General features: G+C 60.6%; 14 protein-coding genes. All 14 read left to right on the plus strand.

Annotated features, from left to right (window positions below; translation table 11 throughout):
• Positions 1-24: 24 nt before the first annotated feature.
• The 14 genes from B5V00_RS13855 (at position 25) to B5V00_RS13920 (ending at position 16,477) form a co-directional block, all read left to right on the plus strand.
• Entirely contained in the window at positions 25-840 is an 816-nt protein-coding gene (locus tag B5V00_RS13855) for an enoyl-CoA hydratase-related protein (RefSeq protein WP_085011411.1), read from the plus strand.
• 92 nt (positions 841-932) lie between these two features.
• Positions 933-1,805, plus strand: coding sequence for an aminotransferase class IV (locus B5V00_RS13860; RefSeq protein ID WP_085011412.1), 873 nt, complete (start codon positions 933-935; stop codon positions 1,803-1,805).
• A 50-nt stretch (positions 1,806-1,855) separates the two neighbouring features.
• Positions 1,856-2,446 carry a helix-turn-helix domain-containing protein gene (locus tag B5V00_RS13865; protein WP_085011413.1) on the plus strand — a complete coding sequence of 197 codons (591 nt, stop codon included), beginning with the start codon at positions 1,856-1,858 and terminating at the stop codon, positions 2,444-2,446.
• A gap of 236 nt (positions 2,447-2,682) precedes the next feature.
• Entirely contained in the window at positions 2,683-4,281 is a 1,599-nt protein-coding gene (locus tag B5V00_RS13870; RefSeq protein ID WP_085011414.1) for a sigma 54-interacting transcriptional regulator, read from the plus strand.
• Positions 4,282-4,615: 334 nt separating this feature from the next.
• The gene (locus tag B5V00_RS13875) at positions 4,616-6,901 is read left to right on the plus strand and encodes an FAD-dependent oxidoreductase (protein ID WP_085011415.1); all 2,286 of its coding nucleotides are present in this window, start codon (positions 4,616-4,618) and stop codon (positions 6,899-6,901) included.
• Positions 6,902-6,904: 3 nt separating this feature from the next.
• Positions 6,905-8,065: a hypothetical protein gene (gene porA, locus B5V00_RS13880; RefSeq protein ID WP_085011416.1), complete on the plus strand. Its 1,161-nt coding sequence runs from the start codon at positions 6,905-6,907 to the stop codon at positions 8,063-8,065.
• Complete coding sequence (locus tag B5V00_RS13885) at positions 8,065-8,991, plus strand: thiamine pyrophosphate-dependent enzyme (RefSeq protein ID WP_085011417.1); 927 nt, start codon at positions 8,065-8,067, stop codon at positions 8,989-8,991. Before porA ends, B5V00_RS13885 begins: the two co-directional genes overlap by 1 nt.
• A gap of 339 nt (positions 8,992-9,330) precedes the next feature.
• Complete coding sequence (locus B5V00_RS13890) at positions 9,331-9,885, plus strand: helix-turn-helix domain-containing protein (RefSeq protein WP_085011418.1); 555 nt, start codon at positions 9,331-9,333, stop codon at positions 9,883-9,885.
• Between the two features lie 158 nt (positions 9,886-10,043).
• Positions 10,044-10,619, plus strand: a complete 576-nt coding sequence (locus B5V00_RS13895; protein ID WP_085011419.1) for a helix-turn-helix domain-containing protein — start codon at positions 10,044-10,046, stop codon at positions 10,617-10,619.
• An 18-nt stretch (positions 10,620-10,637) separates the two neighbouring features.
• Positions 10,638-12,299: an AMP-binding protein gene (locus B5V00_RS13900; protein WP_085011420.1), complete on the plus strand. Its 1,662-nt coding sequence runs from the start codon at positions 10,638-10,640 to the stop codon at positions 12,297-12,299.
• A 121-nt stretch (positions 12,300-12,420) separates the two neighbouring features.
• On the plus strand, positions 12,421-12,867 hold the full coding sequence (locus B5V00_RS13905; protein WP_085011421.1) for a Fur family transcriptional regulator: 447 nt from the start codon (positions 12,421-12,423) through the stop codon (positions 12,865-12,867).
• A 160-nt stretch (positions 12,868-13,027) separates the two neighbouring features.
• Positions 13,028-14,509 carry a catalase gene (locus tag B5V00_RS13910; RefSeq protein WP_085011422.1) on the plus strand — a complete coding sequence of 494 codons (1,482 nt, stop codon included), beginning with the start codon at positions 13,028-13,030 and terminating at the stop codon, positions 14,507-14,509.
• Positions 14,510-14,734: 225 nt separating this feature from the next.
• Complete coding sequence (rbr, locus tag B5V00_RS13915) at positions 14,735-15,310, plus strand: rubrerythrin (protein WP_085011423.1); 576 nt, start codon at positions 14,735-14,737, stop codon at positions 15,308-15,310.
• Between the two features lie 171 nt (positions 15,311-15,481).
• The gene (locus tag B5V00_RS13920) at positions 15,482-16,477 is read left to right on the plus strand and encodes a glutathione S-transferase family protein (protein WP_085011424.1); all 996 of its coding nucleotides are present in this window, start codon (positions 15,482-15,484) and stop codon (positions 16,475-16,477) included.
• Positions 16,478-16,601: the final 124 nt, after the last annotated feature.

The following is a 16,601-nucleotide window of genomic DNA, read 5'->3' on the forward strand; positions in this document are numbered from 1 at the left end:
ATTTTCGACCCGGAGAAGGAACCGATGATTGAACTGCCGCAATTGACTGATGCGCGACTGACCCTGCGGGATCGCGTCGCCGAATTGACTTTCATTCGCGACGATGTCCGCAATGCCCTGACCGGCACCGACCTGGTGACGGATATCGTGACCACCCTTGACTGGGCCAACCGTACCCCCGAGGTTTCGGTGCTGATTCTGACCGGTGCCGGGTCGGCCTTTTCCGCCGGCGGCAACATCAAGCAGATGCGCGACCGCGAGGGGATCTTTTCCGGCTCGGCCCTGCAGATCCAGGATCAATACCGGCGCGGGATTCAGCAGCTGCCGCTGGCGATGCAGAAAGCGGAGATTCCCCTCATTGCCGCGGTCAACGGGCCGGCCATCGGGGCCGGCATGGATCTCGCCTGCATGTGCGATCTGCGAATCGGTACGCCGAAAACCCTGCTCGGCGAGACCTTCCTCAATCTCGGCATCGTCCCCGGCGACGGCGGTGCCTGGTTCCTGCCGCGGATCGTCGGTGCCCAGCGGGCCGCCGAGCTGATTTTCAGCGGCCGGCTGATCAAGGCGGAGGAGGCCCGGGAACTGGGGCTGCTGCTTGAGGTGGTCGATGAGCAGCAGCTGCTGCCGCGAGCCAGGGAGATGGCGGTCCGCATAGCCGCCCAGCCGCCGCAGGCGCTGCGGCTGAGCAAACGGCTGCTGAAGCTCGGCCAGACGATGGCTCTGCCGGAATTTCTCGATCTCTGCGCGACCTTCCAGGCCATGGCTCATCAGACCGATGATCACATCGAAGCGGTCAATGCCTTTCTGCAAAAGCGGCCGCCTGAGTTCGGCGGGCACTGAGGCGGGTTGTCCATGGTTTTCGACGAATTTTCCCGAACCCGCGGCCGGATGAGTTTGACATCCACGCCAGTTATCGTTTTCGCGAGGGGCTCATGGGCCAGGTCTTTCTGAACGGACAGTTTGTCGACAGCGACAGAGCGAAAATCTCGGTTTTTGACCAGGGATTTCTCTACGGCGACGGCATCTACGAGAGTTTCCGTTCCATCGGAGCGCATCTCTACCAGTTCCCCCTCTATTACCAGCGGCTCCAGCAGTCCGCGGAAGCCCTGGGTTATGAGCTTCCCTACAGCCGCCCGCAACTGGAAGAGATTCTGCTTGAGCTGCGTCGCCGCAACCGGCTGACCGACGCCTACTACCGGATCACCATCACCCGCGGTCCGGGGCAGGTCGGTTTTCAGCGCGAGTTGACGGGGGATCTGACCTGCCTGATCATCGCCCGTGAGTTCAAGGGGTTCGACGAAACGCATTACCGCGACGGGATTGCCCTGCGGGTTGCCGAAACCCGCCGCAACGCTCCAGAGGCGATCAATCCGAAGATCAAGTCGATCAGCAATCTCAACAGCCTGCTCGGCAAGCTGGAGGCCCGGGCCGCTGGCGCTTTTGAAGTGATCATGCTCAACAACCGGGAGCAGATCTGCGAAGGCGCGGCGTCGAACATTTTCTGGACCCGGGACCGTTGGGTTTTTACCCCCTCGGTCGCGACCGGGCTGCTCCCCGGGGTGACCCGCTCGACCATCATCCGGCTGTGCGAGGAAGAGCTTGACCTGCGGGTGATCCGCGGCGAATACCGGCTGCAGGACCTGAAATTTTCCGACGAGGTCTTCATCACCTCCACCTCGCTGGAGGTGATGCCGGTGGTCAGGGTCGATGACTTCATGATCAACCAGGGCCGGGTCGGTCCCATCGCCCGGCGTCTGCGGAACGTGCTTCACCTGGATATGGGCAAGACGGCGGTATCATCCTGAACCCTGACCGTGTTTCACGGTTTCAGGAACATTGCACAAGGAGGCAAACGATGTCTGAGCAACAAGGCGCTATCGGTGAAAAAATCAGGAAACTGCGAACCCGGCAGGGGATGTCGATTGCCGATGTCGCCTCGAAAACCGATCTCCCGGAAAATACCCTGAACGCCATTGAAGAGGGTTCTGTCACGCCTCCCCTGGGGTATATCGTCAGCCTGGCCAATGTCCTCAAGGTCTCGGTCGGGGATCTGTTCGGTGACAGTGGCGATTCCCCTTTCTGCATTGTCCGCAGTGACGACCGTAAAATGGTGACCCGTTTTGATTCCAGCGGCGGGTCCAGTGCCGGATACAGTTACCAGTCCCTCGGCTACAAGAAACAGAACCGTCACATGGAACCGTTTCTGGTAACCCTCACCCCCGACGAGAGCTTCAAGCCGGAACCGAACCGGCATGTCGGCGAGGAGATTCTGTTCGTTCTCGAAGGACAGGTCGAGGTCAGCCTCTCCGGCCACACCGATATTCTCAATCCCGGCGATTCGATCTACTATGATTCGACATTGCCGCATGTCGTTTCCTGTCATGGCAGCGAGCCGGCGACTTTGTTTGCGGTGATATACGCCCGAGAAGAGATGCTTATTTTTTAGTGGGGGCGGCTGAAATGCCGTCATCTGCTTCGTTGGCCAACGCCTTCGTCACTGCGACGTAGCTGGCGCTACGCCTCATTCCTCAGGCGCTGGCCGCCTTGCATCTAACGACATTTGAGCCACCTTGGAACTTTTCGTGGGGGGGCGGCTGAAAAGCACCCATCTGCTGCGTTGCTCGCGCCTTTCGTTGCTGCTGCGTAGCTCCGCTCTTCACGGATTCGGGTTTTGAGGTTGTCATGACATCCAATATCAAGCTCAAGCTGCAGGTGGTTGACCGGGTCGGTGTGCTGGCGGAAATCGCTGCGGTGCTGGCCGAGGATGACGTCAATGTCCTCAGCATGGAGATGGAGAAGAAGGATTCGGCCACCTTTGTCTACCTCGAACTGGAGCCCGGACCGCATTCGCCGGCCGAGGGGCGACTGCTTGAGGCGCTGCAGTCCCTGCCCGTCCTGCAGTCGCTGCAGTTGATCCCCACCATGCCGCAGGAGCGGCGTGAAAGGCGCTTCCAGGTGGTCCTTGACAGTGTCAGTGACGGTATCCTCTCGGTCAACGAGGAGGGTGAGCTGACGACCATCAACCGTGTGGCGCGCAAAATGCTGGGGTTGGACGAGCAGCCCCTGGTGGGTCGTAACCTGCGAGACCTCGCGTTGCCGGACACCAGCTTGCTCACCTGTCTCGAAGGTCGCAGCTACCAGAATGTCAAGCGCAGCCTCGTTCGCGGCCAGCGCCGCTTCCAGTATCTCGCCAGCGGCGAGTTGATCCGTGATTCGAAGCAGCGCATCGTTGGTGCGGTTGAAGTGCTGCGCGACCTGCGCGACCTGCGCGAAGCGGCCAGTGCGGTGGCCGGCGAACCGCAGGTCACGTTCAGTGACATGGTCGGTCAGAGCCCGGCCCTGCGCCGGGCGATCGCCTTTGCCGAGAAGATCGCACCGACCGACGGCGTGGTCTCGATCCGCGGCGAGAGCGGCACCGGCAAAGAACTGTTCGCCAGCGCCATCCACGTCGCCAGCGGCTGTACGGGACCTTTTCTGCCGGTCAATTGTGCGGCCCTGCCGGAGACCCTGCTTGAGAGCGAACTGTTCGGTTATGTCGGCGGCGCCTTCTCCGGGGCGAAAAAGGAGGGGCGCGCGGGCCTTTTCGAGGCGGCCCGGGGTGGCACCATTTTCCTCGATGAGATCGCCGAGATGCCGGCAACCCTGCAGGCCAAGATGCTGCGGGTGATGCAGGACGGCAAGTTGCGTCGGGTCGGCAGCAATGAGGAAATCAGGGTCAATGCGCGGGTCATTACCGCCACCAATCGTGATCTTGAACAGTTGGTCAGGCAGGGGCTGTTCCGCGAGGATCTTTTCTACCGGGTCAACCTCTTCCCGCTGCATATCCCGCCACTGCGGGAGCGGCTCGAAGATATCCCGCTGCTCGCTGAGCATTTCCTGTTCCAGGTCAACTCCCGCCTTGGTCTCCGTGCCCGCCCGCTGACCCCGGCGGCCTTCGCCAAGCTCAAGGGCCACCACTGGCCCGGCAACGTGCGCGAACTGCGCAACGTTATCGAGCGGGCGGCCATTCTCAGCGGCCGGGAGGAGATCGGTGCCGAATGTATTCGCTTCAGTTTCGAGCTTGAGGGGACGTTCAGCAGGGGCGATGATTCTCTCAGGGAGTCGTTGGCGCGCCAGGTCGAAGCACTGGAACGACGGTTGATTGCCGAGGCCCTTCAACACGCCCGCAGCAAGCGCCAGGCGGCGCTGCTGCTGGGGATGTCGCATACCGCCTTGCTCAAAAAACTGAAGAAATATCAAATGGAAACCAGGCCTACCGGTGGAACCAAAAGTTTCCAATAGCTTATTTCCCTTTCAGAAACAATCCGTTGGCCAATGTTGCGTTTGTTGCTGGAAACTATAGTTTCCAGTCCTGTCTTCATGCCCGGCCTGTTTGTTCGTCCGTTCCGGCAAATCCCGCCGGTTACCAGGAAAACTCTCCCCGTTTCCCCCCATCTTTGAAGATGAAAAGTCCATTGAATACAATGTTCTATGATCATCGTCCGGTCGGGACCGTTTGGTCGTCCCGTTTTTTGTGTTGATGGAACGAAACATGGCAGGCTCGTTGCTATACTCTTCTGAGATGACCGCAGGAGCGGAGTCGTGGCAAATTCGGACGTTGTGAGGTGGAAAATTTATGGTTCAACATGAGTCAAAGCCTTCCGGGGCCGCGGGTTCACTGTCGCCGGGGCTGCCGGGTGATATCTCGTTTCCCCTGGAAATCCGGCTGCATGGTCGCGGCGGCCAGGGTGGTGTGACCTGCGCCAAACTGATTGCGGCGATCTATGCCCGCATGGGGCTTCACGTCCAGACCTTCGGTGATTACGGCGCCGAGCGTTCCGGGGCCCCGGTGCGTGCCTTTACCCGGGTCAATCGCGTGGCGATCAGGAACCGCAACAAGGTCTACCGGCCGGATCACCTGCTGGTGCTCGATGCGGCTCTGCTCGGTCCCCAGGTGCTGGATGGGGTTGCTCCCGGTGCTGTTATTCTGCTCAACAGTGCTGAGGACGTCGAGACCTGTGTCGGGCAGTTTGCCGCCTACCGGTTCGGCATCATCGATGCCACCGGTATCGCCCGCGAGCATGGTATCGGCACCAGTACCGTGGTGATCATCAATACCACCCTGGTCGGAGCCTATGCCAGGCTCCTCGGTCTGCCGCTGGAGGTGCTGGAAGATGTTTATACCCGCATGGGCCTTTCAGAGGATCTGCCAGCGGCCAGAGAAGCTTATGAGAAGGTGAAGATCCGGCAGCCGGATCTTGCTGCGGTGGGACCGTCCCCCGGGGGCGATCCGGATGACCTCCCCGCGGTCAAGCCGCAGACCGAACATTCCGAGGATATCCCCCCGCAATTGAAAACCGGCGACTGGAGTACCCAGCTGCCCGGTTACGAGGACTATGTCGCCCCCTGCAATCACGCCTGCCCGGCAGGCAACGACGTGGTCGGCTTTATCCAGGCACTGAAAACCGCCGGTGCCGATGCCGCCGCCCGGGTGCTGCTGGAAACCCAGGCCCTGCCGTCGGTCTGCGGACGGGTCTGCCCGGCGCCCTGCATGCACGAATGCAATCGCAACCAGATGGACGGCGCGGTCAATATCCGCAGCCTGGAACGCTGGATCTCGGACCATTCCGGCCTGGCCCTGCCGGCGCAGAAAACCGACAGAGAGCATTCGGTTGCGGTCGTCGGCGGCGGTCCGGCCGGGCTGAGTGCCGCTTACCAGCTGGCGCGGCGCGGTCATCAGGTGACGATTTTCGAAAAGGCCGAAAAGCTTGGCGGCGTGCTGCGTTACGGCATTCCTGTTTACCGTCTGCCGGAAGAGGCTCTGGAGCGCGACCTGAAGCGCATTCTTGCCCTGGGGGTCCGCTGCGAGTGCGAACATCCGGTTGACCGGGATGAGATGGAGCGTCTGTACCATAAATTTGATGCGGTGATCGTCAGCAAGGGCTTCAGTGATGCCTACACTCTTGCCGCTGCCGGTGAACAGCTCGACGGGATTGACCAGGGGCTCGATTTTCTGGCCCGCAGTCGCCGGGGAGGTGCGACGTTGAGTGGCGACGTGGTGGTGATCGGCGGCGGCAACACCGCCATCGATTGCGCTCGCAGCGCTGTTCGCAGCGGCGCCGATTCGGTCAAGCTGGTCTACCGCCGCAGTCGCGAGGAAATGCCCGCCATTACCGAGGAGATTGAAGATGCCCTGCGCGAGGGGGTCCAGTTGCTGGCCCTGCGACAGCCGGTCGCCTTCCGCGGGGTCGGCCGGGTGGCCGGCATCGTGCTGGCCGAGGTCGAACTGGGCGAGCCTGACGCCGATGGCCGCAGGAAGCCGATGGTGACCGAACGGACCCACGAGATGACCTGCTCCAGGGTTCTGCTGGCCCTCGGCCAGGGGAATGAAACGGAGTTGCTGCCGGAATCCTGGCAGTTGCGCGATGGCCGGGTCTGGTCTGCTGAGGGGCCGGTCGATATCTGGTTTGCCGGCGATTGTTCCACTGCTGACGGCACGGTCACCCATGCCATCGGCAATGGTCGCCTGGCGGCATTGGAGGTCCTGGCGGCCCTGGATGGAGTTGAATCCGCGGTGAAGCGGCCGGACCGGGGTTCGGTCGTGGCTCCGGCGCAGATCCGTTTCTCGCACTTCCCCATTCTCGCCCCGCACCAGGACCGGCACAAGGTGCTGGAAAGCTATCGAAACAGTTTCGAAGAGGTCAATCTTGGTCTGTCCGGACAGGAGGAAGCCGAGCGCTGTTTCTCCTGCGGGCGTTGCACCCAATGCGACACCTGCCTGGTTTATTGTCCCGAGGGGATCATCTACCGTACCGAGGAGGGTTACCGGATTGACGAGGAGTACTGCAAGGGATGCGGCATCTGCGTGGCGGAATGCCCGCGGCGGGCCATGGATCTGAACGATAAAAGCGCGGAGGCTTAGGTCATGTCAGTTGAGTTGTTCAGTGCCAATCACGCTGCCGCTCTCGCGGCGACCTTCGCCGGACGGGCCAACCGTACCGCCAGGGGGTTCTGCAGCGGGGTTTATCCGATCACTCCGTCCACCGAGTGCATGGAATACCTGTGTGGCCAAAAGATCGAGAAGGGGCGGGTGATTCGGGTCGACAGCGAGCACAACGCCATGGGCGTCTGTATCGGCGCCTCGGCTGCAGGAGCCCGTTCCTTCACCACCACCAGCTCCAACGGGCTGGCCTATATGGTCGAGAACTGCGCGGCGGCGGCCGGTTACCGGTTGCCGATCGTCATGTCGATTGCCAACCGCACCCTCGGTCCGCCCTGGAACATCTGGGCCGATCATGGTGATTCGCTGCTGCTGCGGGATCTGGGATGGCTGCAGTTCTACTCGGCCGACAACCAGGAAGTTTTCGATACCGTGCTCTGCGCCTTCAGGCTGGCCGAGGATCCGCGCGTGCTGATGCCCGCCCTCTGCTGCATGGATGGATTTATCCTTTCGCATACCATGGCTCAGGTCGAAATCCCGACCCAGGACCAGGTCGATCGTTTTCTGCCGTCGACCGAGGTGCCCCAGCGCCTCGACAAAACCGCCCATACCCTGGGGCAGATGGAGCTGCCGTACCAGTCGGCGGCGCACCGTGCTCAGCATCACCGGGCGATGCGGGGAGCCCGGGAGGTCTATGCCGAGGTTCAGGACGCGTTTGAAGAGATATTCGGCCGCCGGCCGGCCGACCCGCTGGTGGCCTATCGTGCCGAAGATGCCGAGACCCTGATTGTCTCCATGGGCACGCTGGGGGTGACGGCGGAACGGGTGGTTGACCTGTTGCGTGAGCAGGGACAGGCGGTCGGGTCAGTACGGGTGCGGATGTTCCGCCCTCTGCCGGACGCGGACCTGCGCAAGCTGTTTGCCGGGAAAAAACGCGTTGCGGTCCTGGATCGCGATGTCAGTCTGGGGTTCGGCGGGGTGCTCTGGGGCGAGGTGCGCGGCTTTGCCGATCCCGCCGCCATTGTCCAGAGTTACATGATCGGCGTAGCGGGAGGCGACGTGCGCCCGGAGCATATGCTCGACCTGCTGGCCGAACTCGAGCAGTCCCATGAGGCCGGTGCGCCGAGAATCGTGGAGGTGGCCTGATGAACGAACCTGTCCTGAATGGGATAGCCCTGACCGAAAAGGACCGGCGCGATCCTCTTTTGCGCCCCGGAAACAGCAACTGCGGCGGCTGCGGCATGTCGAACCTGATGCAGATGTTCAGGCGGGCCGCGGCCGACCATGAGCTGAAGATGGTGGTTCCGGCCTGTTGCGCCGCGGTGACCGGCGGGACTTTCCCGCAAAGCGCCTTCGGCATTCCGACCATCATGTCCACCTTCGCCTCGGCCGCTTCGGTGGCCAGCGGGTTGGCCGCGGTGGCGCAGCTCAACGGTGAAGGGACGCGGATCGTCTGCCTGGCGGGTGACGGCGGCACCTACGACATCGGCATGGGCACCCTGTCGGCGGCCGCCGAGCGTAACGAGGATATCCTCTATATCTGTTACGACAACGAAATTTACGGCAACACCGGCGGGCAGCGTTCTTCCGCTACGCCGGCCGGGGCCGCGACCACCAGCACCCCGAGCGGCAAGCGGGAAATCAAGAAAGACATTCTCGGGATCATGGCGGCCCACCGCATTCCCTACGCGGCGTCCATCTCCCTGGCGCATGGCGATGATACCCTGCGCAAGCTCCAGTATGCTTTGGACACCCGGGGGTTCCGGTTCCTGCACGTTCTCTCTCCCTGTCCGACCGGCTGGAAATCTGAACCGGCCATGGGCATCGAACTGGTCCGCCTGGCGGTTCGTTCCGGCCTGTTCCCGGTGTTCGAGATCTTCGATGGTGAGAGGTACGTGATCAATGTTGAACCGGACTTTTCCGCCGAGGCGCTGATGATGTACCTTTCCCTGCAGCGGCGCTTCCGGAATACCGGGGTCACCGAAGAGAGCCTGCAGCCGAATATTGAACGCTACTGGAATTATCTGCGGTTGATGAGCGGACGGATTGTGCCCGCCAGGAGGGATGTTTAAGTAGTGAGGGCGGCCGATACGCACCCGCCTGCTGCGTTGCTTCCGCGCCTCGTCATTCCGACGTAGCTGCCGCTATGCCTCATTCCTCGGCGCGTGAGACGCCTTGCATGCGGGCACGTCTCGACCGCCTTCAACGGTGGTGGTAAGCCTCGCGCAGAGACGCAAAGGGCAAGGCTTAAGATCTTGTCTGGCCTCAGGCAAAAAGGTTTTCTCCGTGCCTCTGCGTCTTGAGTGAGCGAATGCGAACGGGCGAGAGGGAAGATTTTGTCATGACTGTTTCTGGCTAGAGTGACTGGAACGAAGCAGATAGCCTGATAAAACGAAAAAGAGAGGACCGTTATGCGCAAGTATGTCGGGGAACGAATCCAGAAATTACGCGAAGCCCAGGGCTTGAGCCAGCAGGAAGTCTGCAAGCTGGCCGGGCTGGAGTTGTCCCGGTTGCAGGCCTACGAAGAGGGGACTGCCGTTCCCTCGGTCGGCGTGGTGATCAAGCTGTCGCGGATTCTGGGTTCCAGGTTTGAAGGACTCATGCATGGCGGCGGGACGGTTTCGGATGCGTTGACCATCTGTCGGGCGGGTACGTCCTTCGCCGGCCAGCAGGGCAATACCGAGCAGGGCTATGCTTATGGCACCCTGACCCGCCCGGGAACGGTCGGCCACGTCATGGAGCCCTTCATGCTGACCTTTGACCCCCGGGTACCGAGAGGCGAGCCGATCAGCCACGACGGCCAGGAATTCGTGTACGTGGTGGAAGGTGCCATCGAGCTGCTTTACGACGGCCGAACCTACCGGCTTGAACAGGGCGACAGCGTCTACCTGGATGCCTCCCGCAGCCATCGTTTTCATGGCCTCGGAGAGAGCCCGGCCCGGATGCTGGCCGTGGTCAGCTCCTGAGAAAGTCTGTCTTATGAGTGAATAACAAAAGGGTGCCTTCGGGCACCTTTTTTTTGGTGGTCAGTTCTTTGCCCCATGCTGAAGTTGTGCTAATCTGCGATCCTTGTCAAAGCCCGGTCTTTTTGCGTAAGAGACTGGATTTAAAGGAGGATAAACAAATGTCCGATGTCAATAAACTTGGTGCCAGAGTCCGCCGGCTGCGGGAAACGCGGGAGCTGTCCATCGAACAGCTGGCCGAGCAGAGCCAGTGTCATGTCGACCTTCTCAACCGCATCGAGGCGGGAGAGCTGGTTCCGTCCCTGACGCCGTTGATGACGATCGCCCGGGCCCTCGGAGTCCGGCTCGGCACCCTGCTTGACGATGAGCCGCACGATGGTCCGGCATTGGTGAAGAACGGGGAGTCGGCCAACGTCGTCCGCTTCTCGGGCAAGGACCCTTCGGCACGACAGAGCGCGCTCGACTTCTATGCTCTCGGGGCGGGTAAAAAAGACCGCCACATGGAACCGTTTGTGATTGATGTCCTGCCGCGCGAGGGTGATGCCGCTCCCCTCTCGTCCCACGAGGGGGAAGAGTTTCTCTACGTCCTCGAAGGTTGTATCGAGATCAGCTACGGCCAGACCAGCTATACCCTGGAAGCCGGAGAGAGCATCTATTACGATTCTATCGTTCCCCACGACGTCCACGCCCTGTCGGGACCGGCCCGGATTCTGGCCGTCGTCTACGCGCCTTTCTGACCCCTGGAGGTTGAACCCATGTCCTTGACTGATCTGACCATCGGGGATTATCTCGAAAAACAGGTCCGGGAGCTTCCCGACCACGACTTCGTGGTCTATCCCGACCGGGACCTGCGCTGGAGTTTCAGCGATTTCAACCGCCGGGTGGATGACCTGGCCAAAGGACTGCTGGCCATCGGCATCGGCCGGGGGGATCATGTCGGTATCTGGGCGCGCAACGTCCCCGACTGGATCACTTTCATGTTCGCCACCGCCAAAATCGGCGCGGTGCTGGTGACCGTCAACACCCTCTACCGCAGCTTCGAGCTGGAGTACGTGGTCAAGCAGGCCGACATGAAGGCGCTGGTGATCATCGACAGCTTCCGGGATCATAATTATCTCGATACCGTCTACCAGTTGATTCCGGAACTGCGCAGCTGCCAGCGCGGACATCTGCAGAGCGCCCGCTTCCCGCAGCTGAAAAGCGTTATCTACATCGGCCAGGAGAAGCATCGCGGCATGTACAATACCCGCGAGCTGCTGCAGCTCGGCAGCCAGGGCGATTCGGAGCAGCTCAACGCGATCAGGGCATCCCTGTCGGCGCACGATGTCATCAACATGCAGTACACCTCCGGAACCACCGGCTTTCCCAAGGGGGTGATGCTCAGCCACCACAATATTCTCAACAACGGCCATTTCATCGGCGAGCGGCAGAATTTCTCCCCCGCCGACCGACTCTGCCTGCCGGTTCCTCTGTTCCACTGCTTCGGTTGTGTGCTCGGAGTCATGGCGGCTCTCACCCACGGCACCACCCTGGTACCGCTGGAGGTGTTCGACCCATTGATGGCCCTGGCGGCGGTGCAGAAGGAGAAGTGCACGGCGATTTACGGAGTGCCGACAATGTTCATCGCCGAACTCGATCACCCGATGTTCGAGATGTTTGATCTCTCCTCCCTGCGTACCGGCATCATGGCCGGCTCTCCCTGCCCGGTCGAGACCATGAAGCAGGTGATGGAGAAGATGCACTGCCGCGAGATCACTATCGCCTACGGACTCACCGAAGCCTCGCCGGTCATCACCCAGACCCGCACCGACGACAGTATCGCCTACCGCACCGCTTCGGTCGGCAGCGTGCTGCCGCATATCGAGGCGAAAATTGTCGATCCGGAAACCGGCGCAATCTGTGCTCCCGGACAGCCGGGTGAACTCTGCTGCCGTGGCTACAGCGTCATGAAGGGCTACTACAACATGCCGGAACAGACCGCCGCTGCCATCGATGCCGACGGCTGGCTGCATACCGGTGACCAGGCGGAAGTGGATGCCAACGGCTACTATCGTATCACCGGCCGCATCAAGGACATGATCATCCGCGGTGGTGAGAATATCTACCCGCGCGAGATCGAGGAATTCCTCTACACCATGCCGGGGATTCTCGATGTGCAGGTGGTCGGCATTCCGGATCGCAAATACGGGGAAGTTGTCGGTGCCTTCATTATCCTCAAGCAGGATGTCGACCTCGGCGAGGAGGATGTGCAGGATTTCTGTCGTGAACGGATCGCCTCCTACAAGAAGCCGCGCTACGTCTTTTTCGTCAGCGAATTTCCCCTGACCGCCAGCGGCAAGGTGCAGAAATACAAATTGCGGGAGATGGCGGTGGAGAAGCTCGGGCTCAAGGCTGCTCCGGCCGTCGAGAAGGCTTGAGGGCAGGGGCTGTTTTCCGGGAGCGGCTTGACTCCCTTTCGGGAGTCTGTAATTCTTTATAGAGATTCATTTTCCTTTGCAGGAGCTGTCGACAGGCTCCTCGCCCGGAGACAGCCCGACCATGGCCGACATGCAGGAACGACTTGATGACATCATCGCCAAGCTTCGTCAACGTGAATGCCGTATCACGCCGCAGAGGATTGCGATTCTCAAGATCTTTCTGCATAGTGAAGAACATCCGAGCATCGAGCAGGTTCATGAACAGGTCAAGGTTCATTTTCCGACCACCAGCCTGGCCACAGTTTACAAAACGGTCAATCTGCTCAAGGAGATCGGCGAAATTCTGGAAATCGGTTTTGCCGACGGCAGCAACCGTTACGACGGCAACAGGCCTCATCCCCATCCCCACCTGATCTGTACCCGGTGCCGGACCATCATCGATTCTGACAGCCCTCTGCTTGACGCAATGGCCGCTGAAGCCGAGCGGAACTCGGGCTATCGGATTGTGGCGCATCAGGTGCAGTTTTTCGGGATCTGTCCATCCTGTCAGCGCATCCGGGAATCGTAGGGTCCTCATCACCGGCAGACACTCACGGCGGCAGTTTTTTGTCCGTTATGGAAAATAATTATCTATAGATATTGACGTATCCATAAGTAGTGGTATAACAGGAGGCAACGGTTTTGAGGTGGAGCAAAGACAAACCCTTTGCCAACATGGGAGACAGCCGATGCCGAAAAAAAAATCTGACAAGCGGACCAAACTGACCACCAACGCCGGTGCGCCCGTGGTCGACAACCAGAACACCATGACTGCCGGCCCGCGTGGTCCGGCGCTGTTGCAGGATGTCTGGCTGCTGGAAAAGCTGGCCACTTTTGATCGTGAGGTGATTCCCGAGCGGCGCATGCATGCCAAGGGTTCCGGAGCCTATGGCACGTTTACCGTGACCCACGATATTTCCCGTTACACCCGGGCGAAGATTTTTTCCGAGGTCGGTAAAAAAACTGAAGTCTTCGTGCGTTTCTCGACCGTGGCGGGAGAACGGGGGGCGGCCGATGCTGAACGGGATATTCGCGGCTTTGCCATGAAATACTACACCGAGGAAGGCAACTGGGATCTGGTCGGCAACAATACGCCGGTTTTCTTTCTCAAGGATCCCCTGAAGTTTCCCGACCTCAACCATGCCGTCAAGCGCGACCCGCGTACCAACCTGCGCAGTGCAAAGAACAACTGGGATTTCTGGACGCTGTTGCCGGAGGCGTTGCACCAGGTGACGATAACCATGAGCGAGCGGGGCATTCCCCTCTCTTATCGTCACATGAACGGCTACGGCAGCCATACCTTCAGCCTGATCAATGCCGCGGGCGAGCGTTGCTGGGTCAAGTTCCACTTCAAGACCGAGCAGGGCATCAAGTGCCTGACCGACGCCGAGGCCGAAGCACTTGTCGGCCGTGACCGGGAAAGCCACCAGCGCGATCTCTACGAGAGTATCGAGAGGGGGGATTTCCCCCGCTGGAAAATGCAGATCCAGATCATGACCGATGAACAGGCGGCTGCCTGCCCTTTCAATCCCTTCGATCTGACCAAGGTCTGGCCGCACGGCGACTACCCGATGATGGATGTCGGGGTGCTTGAACTGAACCGCAATCCGGACAACTATTTTGCCGAAGTGGAACAGGCCGCTTTCAACCCGGCCAATGTCGTCCCCGGCATCGGTTTCTCACCGGACAAGATGCTGCAGGGTCGCCTGTTCGCCTATGGTGATGCCCAGCGCTATCGGCTCGGAGTCAATCATCACCTGATTCCGGTTAATGCTTCCCGCTGTCCGTTTCACAGCTACCACCGTGACGGTGCCATGCGTGTTGACGGTAACTACGGCAGTACCCCGGGCTATGAACCGAACAGCTACGGAGAGTGGCAGGAGCAGCCCGATTTTGCCGAGCCCCCCCTTGAACTGTCGGGCGCGGCTGCCCACTGGAGCCACCGGGACGATGCCGGCGACGATTACAGTCAGGCCGGAGACCTGTTTCGGATGATGAATGATGCCCAGCGAGAGGCCTTGTTCGGTAATACCGCCAGGGCCATGGGCGATGCCCCGCGTGAGATCAAGATCCGCCATATCGGCAACTGTCTTCGGGCCGATCCGGACTATGGCAGGGGGGTGGCCGGAGCCATGGGGATTCCTCTGGACGAAATTGAAAAACAGCGTTGACGTTTCGGCCCCGCTGTTGGGGCCATATCCTGAATCAGCGGGTTTATGCCGGATGAAGAGTGCCGGTGCTTGATCTGAATGCGATTTTCAAAAATCTGAGGCGCACCTCCAGGTTCGCCGGTGATTTTCGGGAAGCGCAGGCAGGTCAATGATTTGCGCTGTTCGCCGGTAATAAACTCACGGATTCAGGATTATACTATCCACAACCAGCAAGGAGAAGAACAGATGGCATCACTCAAGGGAACCCGTACTGAAAAAAACATTCTGACCGCATTCGCCGGTGAAAGCCAGGCCCGTAACCGCTATACCTATTTTGCCGCGCAGGCCAGGCGGGAAGGTTTCGTGCAGATCGCCGATATTTTCATTGAGACGGCGGATCAGGAAAAGGAACATGCCAAACGCCTGTTCAAGCTGCTGGAAGGCGGCGAGGTCGAGGTCACCGCCGCTTTTCCGGCGGGGGTCATCGGTTCCACCGCCGACAACCTGAAAGAAGCCGCCGGTGGCGAGAACCACGAGCATACCGTCATGTATCCGGAATTCGCCGAGATCGCCCGTGAAGAAGGGTTTGCTGAGATCGCCGATATTTTCCAGGCGATTGCGGTGGCTGAAAAACAGCACGAAAAACGTTACCTGGCTCTGCTGGCGAATGTTGAAAACGACCGGGTCTTCAAGCGCGAAGAGACGACCGTCTGGCGTTGCCGCAACTGCGGTTACCTGCACGAGGGTTCCGGGGCCCCCGATGTCTGCCCGGCCTGTGCCCATGCCCGGGCGCATTTCGAACTGCTGGGGGAAAATTATTAGCTGTCCTTGGCCTGAATCAGTGAATTCATCATCGATTCAGGTCTGAGCCAGAACGGGAAAGCGGTGGCGGATCGGCAACGGTCCGCCACCGTCTTTTCGGCGGTTCCGTAAAGCGGCAATTCCCTGTTTCAGTTATTGTAGAAGAAGATCGGTTGCTGAAAGGAGACGGGTATGGGATTGCTGGTTGACGGAGTCTGGCGGGACCAATGGTACGACACCAGGTCGAACAAGGGAGCTTTCGTCCGCGCTGAGGCGCAGTTCCGCAACTGGGTGACCGCGGACGGCAGGGCCGGGCCGAGCGGCACGGGCGGGTTCCGGGCCGAGGCCGGGCGCTATCACCTCTACGTTTCCCTGGCCTGTCCCTGGGCCCACCGGACGCTGATTTTCCGCCGGCTCAAGGAGCTTCAGGACCTGGTCGGTCTTACCGTGGTTGACCCGCGGATGGGGGCCAACGGCTGGGAACTCGGTTCAGAGGTGAGTGCTTCAGGGCCGGTCGAGGGGATTCGCTACCTGTACGAACTCTACCTGCGTGCCGTTCCCGACTACAGCGGCCGGGTCACGGTGCCGGTTCTCTGGGACCGGCAGCGGCGGACCATCGTCAATAATGAATCGTCGGAAATCATCCGCATGTTCAACAGCGCCTTCGATGCGCTGACCGGCAACCGGGATGATTACTATCCGGTTGAACTGCGGGAGCAGATCGACGCGGTCAACCAGCGGGTCTACGCCGAGGTCAACAACGGTGTCTACCGGGTCGGCTTCGCCACCAGCCAACAGGCCTACGACGAGGCCTGTGAACGGTTGTTCGTCGCTCTCGACTGGTTGGAAGAGCGCCTCTCCGGACAACGCTATCTGCTCGGCGGCCGGATCACCGAGGCCGACTGGCGGTTGTTCACCACCCTGGTCCGCTTCGACGCCGTCTATGTCGGGCATTTCAAGGCCAACCTGCGGCGGATTGAGGATTACCCGAACCTCTCCGGCTACCTGCGCGATCTCTACCAGCAGCCGGGCATCGCCGCGACCGTCGATTTCGACCAGATCAAGACCCACTACTACGCCAGCCATCCGACCATCAATCCGACCGGGATCATCCCCAGGGGGCCGCTGCTCGACTACGCCCGGCCGCATGACCGGGCCCGGTTCGCCGAATCCGGGTTGTTGTCCTGACCCGGGACAGGACTCTTGAAGCCGGCGGCATCACGGTCGGCGACAAGGTTGAGAACAGCCCGCAGATTCAAGGTATCAGGCAGTAGCCGCAACCTGCGGCAGGGGACGGTTTCACGGCTGCAGG

Origin of the sequence: Geothermobacter hydrogeniphilus, from assembly GCF_002093115.1 — a bacterium.
Taxonomy (GTDB): domain Bacteria; phylum Desulfobacterota; class Desulfuromonadia; order Desulfuromonadales; family Geothermobacteraceae; genus Geothermobacter_A; species Geothermobacter_A hydrogeniphilus.

Coding starts and splice junctions, on each gene's coding strand:
- B5V00_RS13855 (WP_085011411.1), top strand. CDS start 25: ATGATTGAACTGCCGCAATTGACTGATGCGCGACTGACCCTGCGGGAT.
- B5V00_RS13860 (WP_085011412.1), top strand. CDS start 933: ATGGGCCAGGTCTTTCTGAACGGACAGTTTGTCGACAGCGACAGAGCG.
- B5V00_RS13865 (WP_085011413.1), top strand. CDS start 1,856: ATGTCTGAGCAACAAGGCGCTATCGGTGAAAAAATCAGGAAACTGCGA.
- B5V00_RS13870 (WP_085011414.1), top strand. CDS start 2,683: ATGACATCCAATATCAAGCTCAAGCTGCAGGTGGTTGACCGGGTCGGT.
- B5V00_RS13875 (WP_085011415.1), top strand. CDS start 4,616: ATGGTTCAACATGAGTCAAAGCCTTCCGGGGCCGCGGGTTCACTGTCG.
- porA (WP_085011416.1), top strand. CDS start 6,905: ATGTCAGTTGAGTTGTTCAGTGCCAATCACGCTGCCGCTCTCGCGGCG.
- B5V00_RS13885 (WP_085011417.1), top strand. CDS start 8,065: ATGAACGAACCTGTCCTGAATGGGATAGCCCTGACCGAAAAGGACCGG.
- B5V00_RS13890 (WP_085011418.1), top strand. CDS start 9,331: ATGCGCAAGTATGTCGGGGAACGAATCCAGAAATTACGCGAAGCCCAG.
- B5V00_RS13895 (WP_085011419.1), top strand. CDS start 10,044: ATGTCCGATGTCAATAAACTTGGTGCCAGAGTCCGCCGGCTGCGGGAA.
- B5V00_RS13900 (WP_085011420.1), top strand. CDS start 10,638: ATGTCCTTGACTGATCTGACCATCGGGGATTATCTCGAAAAACAGGTC.
- B5V00_RS13905 (WP_085011421.1), top strand. CDS start 12,421: ATGGCCGACATGCAGGAACGACTTGATGACATCATCGCCAAGCTTCGT.
- B5V00_RS13910 (WP_085011422.1), top strand. CDS start 13,028: ATGCCGAAAAAAAAATCTGACAAGCGGACCAAACTGACCACCAACGCC.
- rbr (WP_085011423.1), top strand. CDS start 14,735: ATGGCATCACTCAAGGGAACCCGTACTGAAAAAAACATTCTGACCGCA.
- B5V00_RS13920 (WP_085011424.1), top strand. CDS start 15,482: ATGGGATTGCTGGTTGACGGAGTCTGGCGGGACCAATGGTACGACACC.